Source organism: Zhongshania antarctica (assembly GCF_014202945.1).
In the GTDB taxonomy this organism is placed as follows: Bacteria; Pseudomonadota; Gammaproteobacteria; order Pseudomonadales; family Spongiibacteraceae; genus Spongiibacter; species Spongiibacter antarcticus.
The window spans coordinates 179,264-192,794 of sequence record NZ_JACHHW010000001.1 but is presented as its reverse complement, the minus strand read 5'-3'; the positions used below and the strand labels follow the sequence as shown (position 1 = coordinate 192,794).

The 13,531-nt window shown below is 51.1% G+C and carries 13 protein-coding genes; 8 read left to right on the top strand and 5 right to left on the bottom strand.

Annotated features, from left to right (window positions below; all coding sequences use genetic code 11):
- Nucleotides 1-12: 12 nt before the first annotated feature.
- From secD to HNQ57_RS00875, 3 genes are all read right to left on the bottom strand, one after another.
- Nucleotides 13-2,544: a protein translocase subunit SecD gene (gene secD / locus HNQ57_RS00885; protein WP_184460753.1), complete on the bottom strand. Its 2,532-nt coding sequence runs from the start codon at nucleotides 2,542-2,544 to the stop codon at nucleotides 13-15.
- A 127-nt stretch (nucleotides 2,545-2,671) separates the two neighbouring features.
- Nucleotides 2,672-3,022, bottom strand: coding sequence for a hypothetical protein (locus tag HNQ57_RS00880; RefSeq protein WP_184460752.1), 351 nt, complete (start codon nucleotides 3,020-3,022; stop codon nucleotides 2,672-2,674).
- A gap of 189 nt (nucleotides 3,023-3,211) precedes the next feature.
- The gene (locus tag HNQ57_RS00875) at nucleotides 3,212-4,771 is read right to left on the bottom strand and encodes a class I adenylate-forming enzyme family protein (protein WP_184460751.1); all 1,560 of its coding nucleotides are present in this window, start codon (nucleotides 4,769-4,771) and stop codon (nucleotides 3,212-3,214) included.
- A gap of 379 nt (nucleotides 4,772-5,150) precedes the next feature.
- On the opposite strand from HNQ57_RS00875, the gene HNQ57_RS00870 reads away from it, so the two are divergent.
- From HNQ57_RS00870 to HNQ57_RS00860, 3 genes are read left to right on the top strand one after another with little or no spacing between them, the layout of a single operon-like run.
- Nucleotides 5,151-5,570, top strand: a complete 420-nt coding sequence (locus tag HNQ57_RS00870; protein ID WP_184460750.1) for a hotdog domain-containing protein — start codon at nucleotides 5,151-5,153, stop codon at nucleotides 5,568-5,570.
- A gap of 52 nt (nucleotides 5,571-5,622) precedes the next feature.
- Nucleotides 5,623-6,825 carry an acyl-CoA dehydrogenase family protein gene (locus tag HNQ57_RS00865; protein ID WP_184460749.1) on the top strand — a complete coding sequence of 401 codons (1,203 nt, stop codon included), beginning with the start codon at nucleotides 5,623-5,625 and terminating at the stop codon, nucleotides 6,823-6,825.
- A gap of 18 nt (nucleotides 6,826-6,843) precedes the next feature.
- Complete coding sequence (locus HNQ57_RS00860) at nucleotides 6,844-7,983, top strand: acyl-CoA dehydrogenase family protein (RefSeq protein WP_184460748.1); 1,140 nt, start codon at nucleotides 6,844-6,846, stop codon at nucleotides 7,981-7,983.
- On the opposite strand, the gene HNQ57_RS00855 is transcribed toward HNQ57_RS00860, so the two are convergent.
- A complete protein-coding gene (locus HNQ57_RS00855) occupies nucleotides 7,959-8,999 on the bottom strand; it encodes an AraC family transcriptional regulator (RefSeq protein WP_184460747.1) in 1,041 nt (346 codons plus the stop codon). The two genes, HNQ57_RS00860 and HNQ57_RS00855, sit on opposite strands and share 25 nt — an antisense overlap.
- A gap of 172 nt (nucleotides 9,000-9,171) precedes the next feature.
- Between HNQ57_RS00855 and HNQ57_RS00850 the strand changes: the two genes are divergently transcribed.
- The 4 genes from HNQ57_RS00850 to HNQ57_RS00835 all read left to right on the top strand — a co-directional run bounded on the left by HNQ57_RS00850 (nucleotide 9,172) and on the right by HNQ57_RS00835 (nucleotide 11,844).
- Complete coding sequence (locus HNQ57_RS00850; protein WP_226968262.1) at nucleotides 9,172-10,188, top strand: AraC family transcriptional regulator; 1,017 nt, start codon at nucleotides 9,172-9,174, stop codon at nucleotides 10,186-10,188.
- A 306-nt stretch (nucleotides 10,189-10,494) separates the two neighbouring features.
- Entirely contained in the window at nucleotides 10,495-10,890 is a 396-nt protein-coding gene (locus HNQ57_RS00845) for a hypothetical protein (RefSeq protein WP_184460746.1), read from the top strand.
- Complete coding sequence (locus HNQ57_RS00840) at nucleotides 10,887-11,138, top strand: hypothetical protein (protein WP_184460745.1); 252 nt, start codon at nucleotides 10,887-10,889, stop codon at nucleotides 11,136-11,138. The genes HNQ57_RS00845 and HNQ57_RS00840 overlap by 4 nt, the downstream gene beginning before the upstream one ends.
- Before the next feature lie 379 nt (nucleotides 11,139-11,517).
- The gene (locus HNQ57_RS00835; protein ID WP_184460744.1) at nucleotides 11,518-11,844 is read left to right on the top strand and encodes a hypothetical protein; all 327 of its coding nucleotides are present in this window, start codon (nucleotides 11,518-11,520) and stop codon (nucleotides 11,842-11,844) included.
- Here the strand turns inward: HNQ57_RS00835 and HNQ57_RS00830 are convergent.
- Nucleotides 11,841-12,743: a LysR family transcriptional regulator gene (locus tag HNQ57_RS00830; RefSeq protein WP_184460743.1), complete on the bottom strand. Its 903-nt coding sequence runs from the start codon at nucleotides 12,741-12,743 to the stop codon at nucleotides 11,841-11,843. The two genes, HNQ57_RS00835 and HNQ57_RS00830, sit on opposite strands and share 4 nt — an antisense overlap.
- Before the next feature lie 111 nt (nucleotides 12,744-12,854).
- On the opposite strand from HNQ57_RS00830, the gene HNQ57_RS00825 reads away from it, so the two are divergent.
- Complete coding sequence (locus tag HNQ57_RS00825; RefSeq protein WP_184460742.1) at nucleotides 12,855-13,526, top strand: histidine phosphatase family protein; 672 nt, start codon at nucleotides 12,855-12,857, stop codon at nucleotides 13,524-13,526.
- The last annotated feature ends 5 nt before the right edge of the window (nucleotides 13,527-13,531 follow it).

The window sequence follows — 13,531 nt, the reverse complement described above, 5'->3', positions numbered from 1 at the left end:
GCCTGGTGCAAATTAAGGACGATCTTCGTTTAAAAACAGGCTTTGCGGTCTGGCTTTAATGCCTAGTTGTGCCTGGGATTTAACTTTTTCCATTGTTCGCTCGCCGAGTAGAAGTACAATCGGGGCCGCAATTAGAATAGATGAACTGGTGCCAATGACAATGCCAAACAGCATTGGCAGCGCAAAGCTCGCGACGGCGCTACCACCTGCAATGCCCATCGGCAGTATTGCTAAAAATGTGGTGGCAGAGGTAAATACGGTCCGGTTTAAGGTCGATGTTAGGCTTTCATTAATAAGCTCGTATAGTGGTTTGTCGGGTGTGGCACGCAAGTTTTCGCGAATGCGGTCAAATACCACGACCTTGTCGTTTACTGAATAGCCGATTAGGGCGAGCAGCGCGGCGATTGCAGTGAGGTTAAACTCGACCCCAGTTAGGGCAAAGAAACCTAAGGTCTTGGTAACATCCAATGCCAAGGTAGCCATGGCGCCGATCGCAAAATAGCGCTCGTAGCGACTCCATAAGTAGATAAACATCCCACCGCAGGCTAATAAAACGGCAATGGCACTGGTTGCGATAAACTCGCCGCTGACGCTTGGACCAACCATTTCTAAGCGTGGAAACGTCACTTGGGCGTCGACCGTGGCAATTGCCGTTTTGATCGCGGCGATGTCTGCTTCTGGACTTTTAGTTTGCGTCTGACTGGGCAGACGCACTAGAAAATTGCCTTGTTCACCGAATTCTTGAATGGCGAAATTATCGAGGGCGATGCTGCGTAGGCTTTGCCGCACGGTGTCTATGCTGGTCGTTGAGGTGCTGCGCACCTCGAGTACCGTGCCGCCATTAAAATCGATGCCGGTATTAAGACCTGGCTGAAAGAGTAGGGCTAGCGATGCCAGAGATAAGATTGCTGAGCCGATGATGCCGGCGCGGCTGGCCTTTAGAAAGGGTATCGTCTTGTGTTTGCCGAAGCTGTTTAACAGCCGAAGTCCCTGAATGTTCAGGGGTTTTCTGCCCAGACGATTGACTCGCCAATCAATGATGAGACGAGTAAAGGCAATCGAGGTAAACATCGATAGCACAAGCCCGACAGCCATGGTGACGGCAAAACCGCGTACCGGGCCGCTGCCGAAAAGAAAGAGGAGCCCCACGGCAATTAAGGTGGTGATATTGGAGTCTAGAATGGTACTGAAGGCGCGTTCGAATCCTCGTTGTACTGCATAGCGGCCGCTAACTGCGGCGCGACACTCCTCCTTAATTCGTTCATTTATCAGGATGTTGGCGTCTACTGCCATGCCGAGGCTCAGAATTAAGCCGGCAATACCCGGTAGGGTTAGCGTGGCGTTTAGAGCGGCCAGCGCGGCAATCAATAAAGTGGAGTAAACGACCAGCGCGGTATTGGCGATTAGCCCCCAGCGACCGTAGGCGGCCATCATAAAGGAGAGGACCAATGCTGCGCCAATGAGGCCGGTCGTGACGCCCATGGCAATCGCGTCGCTGCCGAGATCGGGGCCAACGGTGCGTTCCTCGACGATGGTTAATGACGCGGGAAGCGAGCCAGCGCGTAAAAGTAGGGCAAGGTCGCCGGCCTCTCGACTCGTGAAATTGCCGCTAATTTGTCCAGAGCCACCGCCAATGACGCCACGAATAACCGGCGCGGTAACGACAACGTCGTCCAGTACTACCGCAAAGGCGCGGCCAATATTGGCTTTGGTGATATCGGCAAAGATTTCTGCGCCGTGCTGATTTAATCGAAAGTTTACGACGGCTTCTTGGGTGTTTGGGTCAAAGCCCAAGCGAGCATCGCTGACGTCGCCGCCGCTTAATAAGGCTAGCCGGTTTAGAGTGTAAAGTTGTTGAGATTCGGCATCGGCTAAGCGCAGGGTCGCGGCGTCGCCATCGGGTCCTGGTTCGTGAACAAGGTGGAAGCTCATTTGTGCGGTGCGGCCGATAAGAGCCTTGATTCTACTGGGGTCTTTTACACCAGGTAATTGCACGAGTATGCCGTTTTTACCTTGGCTGGTAATTAAGGGTTCAACCACTCCGGTCTCATTAATCCGGCGTTTAAGCACTTCTAAGCTGCGCTGCACTGCGTCGGCCAAGAGTGTCTCGCGGTAGGACTTGCTCATATCAATAAGCAAGTGATTGTCGCTTGTACTTACCCGGAATGGGCGCGGAACTTGGTCTTTTTGCAAATCGATAACGAGCTGCTCCGCCGCGGATAACTGCGCGGAATGTCGCAATTCCACCACAATTGAGTCGGTATTTACTTTGGCGGGGGATGCGCTGATGGCGTTCTCTCGTAGTTTGCTACTGAGCTTGTCGGCGAATTGCAGGCTGGTATCGGCGATTAATTTTTTGTCGTCAATGTGCAGCAACAGGTGAGAGCCGCCGCGTAGGTCTAAGCCTAGGGTAACCTTATGATGCTGGTACCAAGCGGGTGCACTTTCGAGGTAATTGCTCGGCAGGAGGCTGGGTAGTGCAGTAATGATGCCAAGGAGTACGATGGCGATATAACTTAGAACTTTGAGTTTAAAGTGATGCATATATTTCTCACGGCAAGGCGCCACGGCATAGCGGTGGTCACCGAATATTAATATTTCGTCGCTTTTTTTTTGAGGCGGTGCCGAATACTTGTTACGACGCAGGCTGGTCGTGGCAGTATTAGTCGGCTTAACTCTGTAGTGGAGGGGCGCGAGGACTTAAGCTGTTTAAGAAATACCGTTGGCGCTGGTCAAAGCAATGGCCGTAATCGGTGCTGCCAAAATCTGAGTCGATACTGGCGGATAAGTTTTGGATTTCGGTCGCGATCGCTTTTTCGGCGTCGGGCTGAGTCCCGCTGTCGGCATTCAGTCGCCGTGGTTCCACAAAACTGAAACCATGGGAGGTCAGTGCGAACTCATTGCTCGTATCGCCGTTGACGACAGTAAAATATGACGAGGGTAGGCTTGAGCTGGCCCCGAGCAGCACAAATAGGGTTATCAGCGCCGCAAAGCCGCCAATGAGTGGTTTGTGAACAGCCACGGCGTGCAATCTGCGAAGGTACTTCGCATAAAATTGCGTGTATGTAGTGGCTTTAATAATAGGCAAAGCGGCTAGTTCCTCTTGCGAAAATATCGCATAGCCTGTTGATTGCGCGCACACTAGCACGGCGCTAGATAGCCGTCACTAGGCCGGACATTTATATTTTAATATTGCCAAATTTTCTTGCGGCTAGCCGACTTGGCGCTCTGCGTCTCGCCAATACGGTTCCCGCAAAAGTCGCTTAAGCACCTTGCCTGAGGGGTTGCGAGGAAGCGCCGCGATAAACTCAAACTGTCGGGGTGACTTGTAGGCTGCTAAGCGCTCTTTACAGTAGGCGATGAGATCTTCGCTGAGTAGCTCGCTGCCGGGCGTTAAAACGCAGATTGCGAGTGGGGTCTCGCCAAACTTATGATCCGGAACGCCGATAACCGCAACGTCCTGAATTTGGGGGTGACTGAATAAGGCATTCTCAATTTCGGCGGGATAAATATTTTCACCGCCGGAGACAATCATGTCTTTAACTCGGTCGCGAATATAGAAATAGCCTTCGTCGTCGATAAAACCTGCGTCGCCAGTGCGCAGCCAGCCATTGCAGAGGGTTTGGGCAGTTTTGTCCGCTTGCTGCCAGTAGCCGATCATGGTGGTGGGGGAGCGCACTAATAGCTCGCCAGTTTCACCTGTCGGGAGTTCGCTACCTTGCTCATTGATGATTTTCAGCTCTGCACCGGGGAGTGCTCGGCCGCAGGACCGAAGCAACTGGGGTTCGCCGGCGAGGGCGCGTCGGTGATCGTCGGCCGACAAACTGAGCACCATACAGCTGAGTTCGCTCATACCAAATCCCTGCACAAAATCACATTTAAATATAGCGAGGGCTTGCTGCAAAACGTCGATAGAAATGGGCGAAGCGCCATAGGTAATTCGTTTTAAGGGAGTAAAATCATAGTCTTGTATATTGGGAACAAACGCCAACATAGCCTGGATCATGGCAGGCACGAGCACGATATCGCAGTTACTACTACTCGTAATCGCATCGACTATTTCTTGAGGATGAAAGTCCGCGACGAGTTCAATGCTACAGCCATTGCCAAGCCAGAACATCATGGCCGCGAAACCAGCAACATGAAACAGCGGTAGCGGCATAATGCAATTGTGGGCTACTTGCTGGCGCGGGCTGATGTGGTTGCTCATGACGTAGCCGCTTAGCAATTGCTGGTAGCCAATCATTACGCCCTTGGGGTGGCCAGTGGTGCCGCTGGTGTAGATCTGTGCTGCAATCAGTTTTTCATGTTGATCGAGGCTTGCCAATTTACTGCTATTGTCGCTGTATACACACGCTATGCTTGGCCATATTTCCGTTGTTTGCGCTAGGCTAAAACGATGGGGGATGCTCTCAGTTTCGCCACTTTGTTCGGCGAGTAGGCATAATGTGTCGTCACCGCAAATGAGCACGTCGGCACTACAATCCCGCAAGATATAGGCAACTTCTTGTGCGGCCAAACGGTAGTTTAGTGGTACTAAGCATAGCCCGCTTTTCATGCATGCTGTTGCAATGAGTGGAAACTCAGCGTTGTTTTTGCTCAGTAATGCAACGCGACTGCCAGGTGATAGCCCCAGTGCGATTAGACCCCGAGCCAGGCGATTAGCGAGTTGGTTAAAGTCGGCATAGGTTTGGCTGTGCTCACCAAATTTTATGGCGGTTTGCTCTGAGTGATTGATGGCATTGAACTCAATCATCTGGTGGATAAGCATGGAGAACCTCTGGTGGCAGTCTGCTATTAAGCTTACATTCTCCATGCTCTATGAATTTGTCACTAGAGCATGGCACGTCAGCGGTGGTTATTCTGCGCCACCGCATTCTCACTGAGCACTGCATGCTACTTTAGGTTCGGCTGCTGCAGTGGTGCGGTGACGTAAATAGACAAGTGCTGACGTGCACCGACCTGTGCCTTAGCGGGGGGAGTGTTTACAGTTCTGCGCTATGGGCCTGATCCACGATTTGCCACGTCGCGAGACCTTGATATCGAGAATGATGAGCGAAGCTGAAACTATTATTGGTCAGCGCTTAAATAGTATGTTGGTGAAATAAAATGGCGCACCCTAGCCATAATGAGCAGTGAGTTAACACGCTATGCAACATAAGCAGTTTGTCGCCGATGAAGGTCAATACGATGACCGTGGTTTAGTGAAAAACGCGGTGATCAGCGCGTGGTTTGAAGCGGCAGGTAAAATCTATTTGGACGAGTGCCACACCCAAGGCGATAAGGCATGTCTTTCACAAGCTTGGCAGCAGCAGTCGCTGCAATTTGATTATTTACACGCCTGTCAGCCGCACCCCAGTGTTGAACTAGAGCTGTCGGTCATTGAACTGGGGAAATGTAGCTGCACCTTGGGGTGCCGTTTTTATCAAGCGGATAAATTATTGGCCGTGGGTAGCTCGGTTATGGTCTTGGTCTCAAAGTTAGATGGTGCCGTTGGAATGATTCCGGTGGCAACTCGCGAGGTATTAAAAGGAGAGATGCTCGGCTTTTTACGCATTGCGCGCTCGTAATTAACACCTTAGTCGGTTTGATGCGACGAGCTATTATTTAGGGGTTTATATTTTGTTAATAGAAGATCAGCACTCAGTTGAATTTCGCGCTGAGATTCGCGCCTTCTTGGACGTGGCGCCAAGCGAGGAAATTCTTGAGGCCGGACGTAAGACGACCAGCGTTTTTGCGCCCTTCAAAGAAACCATGGCATGGCACAAAATTCTATTTCGCCAAGGTTGGGTTGCACCCACGTGGCCACTAGAATATGGCGGTACCGGCTGGACTGTTGAACAGCGCTATATTTTCGCCGAGGAATGTAATCGACGTGGCGTGCCGCCGTTATTGCCACAAAATTTACAGATGGTGGGACCCGCGGTATTGGGGTTTGGCACACAAGAGCAGAAGGAAGAGTTTTTGCCGGGGATGTTGTCGGGGGAGGATTTTTGGTGTCAGGGTTACTCCGAACCAGGTGCCGGCTCAGATTTGGCTGCACTGAAATGCCGAGCGGACAGCGATGGTGATGACTATATTCTCAATGGCTCAAAAACCTGGACGACCTACGGCCATCACGCCAATAAAATGTTCGCATTGGTGAGAACCAGTAGCGCCGGTAAACCCCAAGCGGGAATCACATTTTTATTGCTCGATATGAATTTCCCCGGTATTGAAGTGCGGCCCATCGTTGGTTTAGATGGCTGCCCGGAACAATGTGAGGTGTTTTTCAGTGATGTGCGGGTGCCTAAGCGCAATCGCATTGGCGAGGAAAATAAAGGCTGGAATGTCGCGAAATACGTGCTTGAGTTTGAGCGCGGCGGTAGCAGCTTTGGCGCTTGGTTAGTGCCTGCCTTAGAAAAATTACGCGCCCGCAGCAGCCTTGCCCTCGATGATAGCGGGCGCAGTGTGGCCGATGATGTGCATATTCAGCGCCGTCTAACGGAACTCGAAATTGACGTTCGTGCAGTTGAACACACTGAAAAGCGTGTGAATGCCAATTTAAAACACGGTGAAAACCCCGGACCCATGGCGTCGCTGTTAAAAATTATTAGCTCGGAAGTGATGCAAAAATTTTCTGAATTGCAGCTGGATATTGTCGGCCTAGATGCCCTGCCATTGCAAACCGCAGCGCTGGCGGTGGGTAGCGATATTGCTGGCTTTGGCGAGGAGTCTGACATGCTCGTTATGCCTTACTACCTAAACACCCGAGCGGCGTCCATCTATGCCGGTTCAAATGAAGTGCAGCGCAGTCTATTGGCCAAAGCAATACTGGCTAGCTAGGCGCAGCGAGGAGACCATATGCAATATCAATACAACGAAGAGCAAAGCCAATTCAAAGATATGCTGCGCAAGTTTGTGCAGGATAAATACGGCTATGATTGCCATTTAGCGCTGTGTAAAAGCGAACAGGGTTATAGCGAAGAGCACTGGCAGCAGTTTGCTGAGTTAGGCTTGCTTGGTTTGCCGTTTTCCGAAAATGTCGGTGGCCTCGGTGTCGATAGCGGGTTTTTAATGGCAATTGCCGAGGAGTTTGGCCGGGGCTTAGTCTTGGAGCCCTATATTGCTACCGTCGTGCTGGCAGGTGGGCTATTAGCTAAAGCGGATAATAGTGATCTGAGCAATGTGCTATTGCCGAAGCTTGTCGCGGGGGATCTCAAGCTCTGCCTAGCCTGGGAAGAGCGGGCAAGTCGCGGAAACCCATTAGATGTCAACGCCACCGCCACGCGGAGCCACATCGGCGATAATTTGCTGATAAATGGCGAAAAATGTGTGGTTTTAGGGGCATCCTCGGCGGATAAATTGATTGTGACCGCAGTGGCTGAGGATGGCGGCCTCAATGCCTACTTGATTGATTGTGACGCAGTCGGCTTACACGTTCAGGCGCAGACATTGGCCGACGGCCAACGCGCCGGGCAAATACGGTTTTGCAATGTCGAAATAAGCGCAGACGCAGCCCTGTTTTCCGATGGCAAGGCCGCTGCTACCTTGCAAGAGACACTTCATGAGGCGCTGCTGGTCATGGCCGCAGATGGCCTCGGGGCAATGGATCAGTTGCTCGCGCTAAGTTTGGACTACTGTAAAACTCGCCAGCAATTTGGTGTGCCCATTGCTACATTTCAAACCTTGCAGCATCGTTTGTCCGACATGATGATTGCTTGTGAGAAAACGCGGTCACTGCTGTGGGCGGCATTTCAGGTCCAAGGCAGCAGTGAGTTTGGCGAGCGTGTTGCCATGCTTAAAGCGCAAATAGGCAGTGCTGGCCGCTATGTGGGGCAGCAGGCTGTGCAGCTACATGGCGGCATTGGCATGACCGAAGAACTTAGCGTTGGCGCGTATTTTAAGCGCTTAACGGTCTTAGACCTTTTGTGTGGTAATCGCGATTACCAGCTAAATTATTTGGCGCAGCGACAAACTCAGCTAACCGTCGACGCCGCTTGATGGCGTTGACGCAGCTCGTTGGGCGGCTCACCGTAATAGTCACTATAGGCACGATTAAAATTATTGGCATGGCGGTAGCTGAGTTGGTAGGCGATCGCTTTTAAGGGCATATTGGTATGACGCAAATATTGCTGAGCCAACTCCATTCGGACCGTTAAGCAGACGTGCCGAAAATTAGTATTGGATTCGGCCAAATAGCGGCGCAGGCTGCGGGGGTGGATCTTGAGCAGTTGCGCCGTGCCTTCTAAGGAGAAGTTACAGCTTTGCGGATGTTCGACTAAGTTCCGTTTTACCCGAGCGACAATACTGTTGCCACGGTAACCCTCGCCTAGCACCTGCTCCAATTCAGAGGCGCATTGCCGCATTAAGTCTGCACTGCCTGTGGGAATCGGGGCGTGCATCCACGCTAGTGGCCACGCGAGAACAGTGTGCGCTTGGTCAAACTCTACTGGGCAGCCGAAGAGCGCGCGGTATTGGTCGGCATGGGGCGGCGCGGGATAATTGAACGTTACGTACAGGGGAATCGCGCCCCGGCCGCTGGGTAGGATCACCTGAGTACAGCGCCACACCGCCAATAAACTCATTTCAAATAATTCTTGGCGAAACTCCCGGGCTTCGTTAACGACAGAAAACACTACCCGACCTAGCTCTTCATTCAATGAGAGCCGCGTTCTCACTAAATAATGAGAACTGTTCAGTGCGTGACTGGTGAGTTTTGATGCATGCATGATCGTCGGCGAGGTCAGTACGGCGTAACCCAATAGCCCAGCGTCAGTGAGTTGCGCGCGATCGCCGATTCGCAGCGCTAAATCGGGAATAGGGCCGGTTTTTAGCTCCCGTAAAGCGTGTAAAAAGGCCCACATGCTGTTGTCGTTGCTCGCTCGGCTCCAGTCGCGAGCGATACCATGTCTCACCGCTAAGTCGTCACGGTTAATTTCCGGGTGGCCAGATTTCAGCAATTCCATTAAGGTAGCTAGGCGACGCCGGCCCATATGTTCTAGTTCGAACAATTGCATTATTGGATACCTGGGTAGCTGTGGACGATAATGATAATAAAATATGGCCGGTAATGATACTGGTCGCGGGTTTGTCGCCCTTAAATCTTGTTACTCTATGACTGCGGCCCTGAAGCGAGCCGCTGGCTATCTGCCGGACTCTAAAAATTATATAAATAATGAGGGTACAGTTTTGCGATTACCTACGGTTTGCGTCGAATACTTAGACAGTTTATTGGCTTATCTGAGCAGTCAGGGTGTTCGCCCTAGCCAATTACACGCCATTATGCGACTGAAGCCAGAGGAGCATATTACCGAGCACGGTCGCTTTCCCTTGCGCTTATTTGAAATGATGCTCGATGCTGGTAGCCAGTTGCTTGACGATCCTTATTTAGGCGCCCACGCCGGAGCCCATAGTTCTAAGGAAGCCTGGGGTATGGTGAGTTACCTAGGGATGAGTGCGCCAAGTACGCGTGAAGCCGTGCATGCGGTGGTGGATTTCTCAAGGCTATTAATTGACCACGGCGATGTTGAGTATTCGGTTTTAGACGAAAATTTAGCGTGTTTAAGCTGGGTAGTACCCCCGCGTCAGCAAGCCTCTAGGCAGCTAGTTGAGTTCTTTTTTACCAGCTGGTATCACGTGAATAAGCCAATTCTCGATCGTTGGTGTAGTAAGCGAGAAATTCATTTTAATCATTGTGGGCCGGATAGCTGCAAGGAAATCGAAGCGATAATTGAAGCCCCGGTCCACTACAATAGCAGTACCAATTGCGTTGTTTTTGATAATCATTTCCTTGATCGGCCGACTCGTTTTCCACATACCGCGATTCACATTTCGTTGGTGCAGGCCGCACGCGCTGAATTAGCCAATTTACAAATGGAAGATCGCATTGTTAAAGAGGTCTTGGAGTGTATTATTCGTCAGTTGTCGGAGGGCGTGCCCAAATTGGAAGATGTGGCAGCTGAGCTAGGCTTGGCCTCTAGGACACTGCAGCGCCGGCTTAATAATACTGAAACCAATTTCAAAGGCTTAGTCGATGACGCGCGCAAGCAACAGTCTAAAAAACTTATCAGTGACAGTGAAATGGGCTTGTTAGATATTTCGGCCGAGTTGGGCTTCAGTGATCAAAGTGCTTTTCAAAAAGCCTTTAAGCGCTGGTTTGGTCAGGCACCTGGCCGCTATAGAATGAGTCAGCAAATATTAAATTGATGCCAGTATCCGTAGTGCTTTTTAGGCTATAAAAATAGTGACATTGTGTTTAATGCTAAGCGTTCTGACAATATGCATCACTGCTAACCACGGCTTGTACCTAGTCCAAATGCCAACTACTTTGTAAATCAGCCCTGCGTTATTTAGTGCTCATGGCTGTGCTCGGGTAAATGGATATTTATGGTGTAGCTCATGGCGACAGGCGAAGCATGTTAATGCTTGCGAAAAACTAGGCGCATTTTATCTAGGCCGAAAAATAAGCAGTTCGGGAGGACGCAGTCGCGGGCCTTTGGTTTGGGTGTGGTGTTGAGCACCCAGAATCCCGTGGATTTGGATTACAAAGGACTGTCAAATACCGGAACCTGGCTTATTGGCCGCTTGCAAACCGATCGTGACAAACAGCGGGTGCTGGAAGGGTTGTTGGGTGCTGCAACGGGGGCGGAGGCATTTGAAAAGGGCGGGTTGGAAAAAGTCTTGGCTGGCCTCGGTCAGCGCCAATTATTAGTGCATTACGTACACGCACACAGCCACTTGGAAATCTTTACTACCCGTTGCGTGATGAGTTATTTCGCGGGGCCGCTGACTCGCGAGAAAATTAAGCGCTTAACGGAGCAAAAGGCTAGGGAGCACAGCACAGCGTTTGTGCAGAGTAATTCACATCTTGCGTCTGTAGCTGACAAGACATTCACCGCGCACCGGTGACGAAGTCGCAATCGGCAGTATTGGCGCAGCAACCTAGTAGTATAGAGTCAGATATTCCTCAGTATTACCTCGCCGCGACTATTGCGGCGCCCGAACAAGATTCGAGGCTGTGTTATGACGTCTGTTTGGTCGTTGCTGCGGAGGTATTGTTTAGTAGTAAAACCCATAAAGTTGAGCGTCTTGAAAAATACGTTTTGAGTGTAGAGTTGGACGATAGCGAAATGGATGTTGCGTGGCAGGACGCTTAAAGGCTAGCAATTGAGGTTAATAGTTTAAAAAGCGAGGGTGACAAGGCGGCAGGCTACCGCGTGCCGCCGGCCAATTTGGCGCTCGGTAAAAATTATAGGCAATGGGAGAAACAATTCAAACGCCACATTCGGACGGATCACACCTTAATACTGTATCGCAGCGCTGGGATGAAGCTAAGCTCTGAGGTAGGGGAGACTGAAGGAGGCTTTCTGAATTCGTTTGCAAACCGCGGCCAATGAACAGCGCGATCTTAGCGCCGGGAAGTCGCGCAATAAATACGAGACTAAGGTTCAACGTTTGGAGGAGCGCCTGCGCAAAGCAGAGCAGGTGACTTAGCGTGAACAATCTCAGGCCAGTCAACAGAAGGTAGACACGGTGATGTCTATTGGCAGCGCCTTGTTTGGCGGCGGCCGAAAATCGAGTACAGCTCGTCGGGCGGGCTCGGCGATGAGCAAGGCTAATCGCATTCGCAAAGGAAGCCAAGATGTCGGAAATGCCGAGGCTCTGCGTTCCCAAGTTGCAGAGTTAGAGCACGCTCTACAAACAGAACTCGCGGCGATGGCTGAACAGTGGGATAGCCCGCGGGAAGAATTAGAGGAAGTTGTCATCCGCGCTTCAGCGAGTAATATTTATGTGCCTGCGCTGGGTTTGCTGTGGCGACCCTACTGGCAGGCTTCAGATGGTTTCACCGAGCCAGCTTTTTAAACGGCGCCATCCCTAGTCTGAACTTGGCGAAGTAACCCACCTAGCCAAAGTAACGCGGGGTCGTGGCTAACGCTTTTGTGGTGAAATAAGCGTAGTTCTAATTTAGGCGCGGCAAATGGCAGTGGCTGACTCGGGAGCTGCCAGTGCGTCGCGATACTGCTGGGAATGGCCGCGATAAAATCGGATCGATTCAGCAGTGCCGGCAGCGCGGCGTAGTGCTGCAACCGCAGGGCAATTCGTCGTTGCTCGCCGATAGAGCGCAGGGCGAGATCAATATGCCCAGAGCCGCTTAGGCGACTGGATACATGTATGTGTCGGCTGTCGATAAACCCCTTGAGGCTAAGCTGTTCTCTACTTAAAGCATGGCCCTTACGCATAACGCAGCAGTATTCATCGGCGTATAGGACTTGGCTTATTAACTCAGGATGACTGAGCAGAGGGGCATCAATTGCGAGATCGATATTGCCACTGGCCAATTCAAAAGGGACTTCCCTGCGGTCCATAAATACCACTTCGAGATTACACGCCGGCGCTTGTGTGGCGAGCTGGCTGAGTAATTTTGGCAATAGCAGGAGTTCCGCATTCTCCGTGGCGTGAATGCGGAATGTTCGCGTGCTCTTGGCGGGGGCAAAAGCAATTCGCGTGGTGACGCAGTTATCGAGGTTCTTTAAGGCGTCCCTGACGGTCATTATTAATTGGCGTGCTAGTGGCGTGGGGGTCATGCCACTGGGTGTGCGCACAAAAAGTGGGTCGTCGAACACGGCGCGCAATTTCGCTAAAGAGCTGCTTACAGCCGGTTGGGTCACGTGTAATACGCCTGCAGCTCGGGTCAGGCTTTGATGAGAATAAATAGCATCGAAGACCACAAATAGATTTAGATCGATCTTGGCGGCACTCATTTTGACGATTCCACTATAAATAATACTTATTATGATTCATAAGGATAATCAATTTCAATAATGAATTTGGTTTGAGTATGATCTGGCTCTTGTTAGAGATGAGAGCGAGTTATGACTGAAGTAGTAATGGTTCGGCATGGTCAGGCGGCTTTTGCCAGCGACGATTACGATCGTTTAACTGATATTGGCTGGGAGCAGGCCCGTTTGCTTGGTGAGTACTTTAGCGCTGCGGAGGCAGGTTTTGATACGGTTTTTACTGGCACGATGCGCCGGCATAGAGAAACCTTAGCGGGAATTCGTGATGTCGTTGCCCAGTCCTCGCCTGCCATTGCTATGCCTGATGCGCAGGTCTTGCCGGGGCTGAACGAATACGATTTTCACAGTTTAATCGCTGCTTATTTGTCAAATGTTAAGCAAAAAATTGACCACAGTGATCCCCGGATTTTTTATCGCACCCTGCGCCTTGCGTTAATGGCTTGGAGCCGTGGTGAACTAAGCGACGTTACAGAGACCTGGGCTAATTTTGAAAGCCGGGTGCGCGGTACCATGACTAGCCTCGCGGCCGCCAAGGGTCGCGTTTTAGTGGTGACCTCGGGCGGGCCTGTTAGCGCTGTTTTACGTGAAGCACTTAAAGTCGATGTAGAGACCATGGTGAATTTAAATTTGCAGGCCAAGAACTCCGGTATTACTCGCTATTTCACCAAGGGCGAGCAGTTTCATTTAAATACGTTTAACGCAGTGCCCCATTTAGCGGGCCACCAGCAATTAATCAGTTACACCTAATACAT

Coding starts and splice junctions, on each gene's coding strand:
- HNQ57_RS00825 (WP_184460742.1), top strand. CDS start 12,855: ATGACTGAAGTAGTAATGGTTCGGCATGGTCAGGCGGCTTTTGCCAGC.
- HNQ57_RS00875 (WP_184460751.1), bottom strand. CDS start 4,771: ATGCTTATCCACCAGATGATTGAGTTCAATGCCATCAATCACTCAGAG.
- HNQ57_RS00835 (WP_184460744.1), top strand. CDS start 11,518: ATGTCTATTGGCAGCGCCTTGTTTGGCGGCGGCCGAAAATCGAGTACA.
- HNQ57_RS00860 (WP_184460748.1), top strand. CDS start 6,844: ATGCAATATCAATACAACGAAGAGCAAAGCCAATTCAAAGATATGCTG.
- HNQ57_RS00855 (WP_184460747.1), bottom strand. CDS start 8,999: ATGCAATTGTTCGAACTAGAACATATGGGCCGGCGTCGCCTAGCTACC.
- HNQ57_RS00870 (WP_184460750.1), top strand. CDS start 5,151: ATGCAACATAAGCAGTTTGTCGCCGATGAAGGTCAATACGATGACCGT.
- secD (WP_184460753.1), bottom strand. CDS start 2,544: ATGCATCACTTTAAACTCAAAGTTCTAAGTTATATCGCCATCGTACTC.
- HNQ57_RS00830 (WP_184460743.1), bottom strand. CDS start 12,743: ATGAGTGCCGCCAAGATCGATCTAAATCTATTTGTGGTCTTCGATGCT.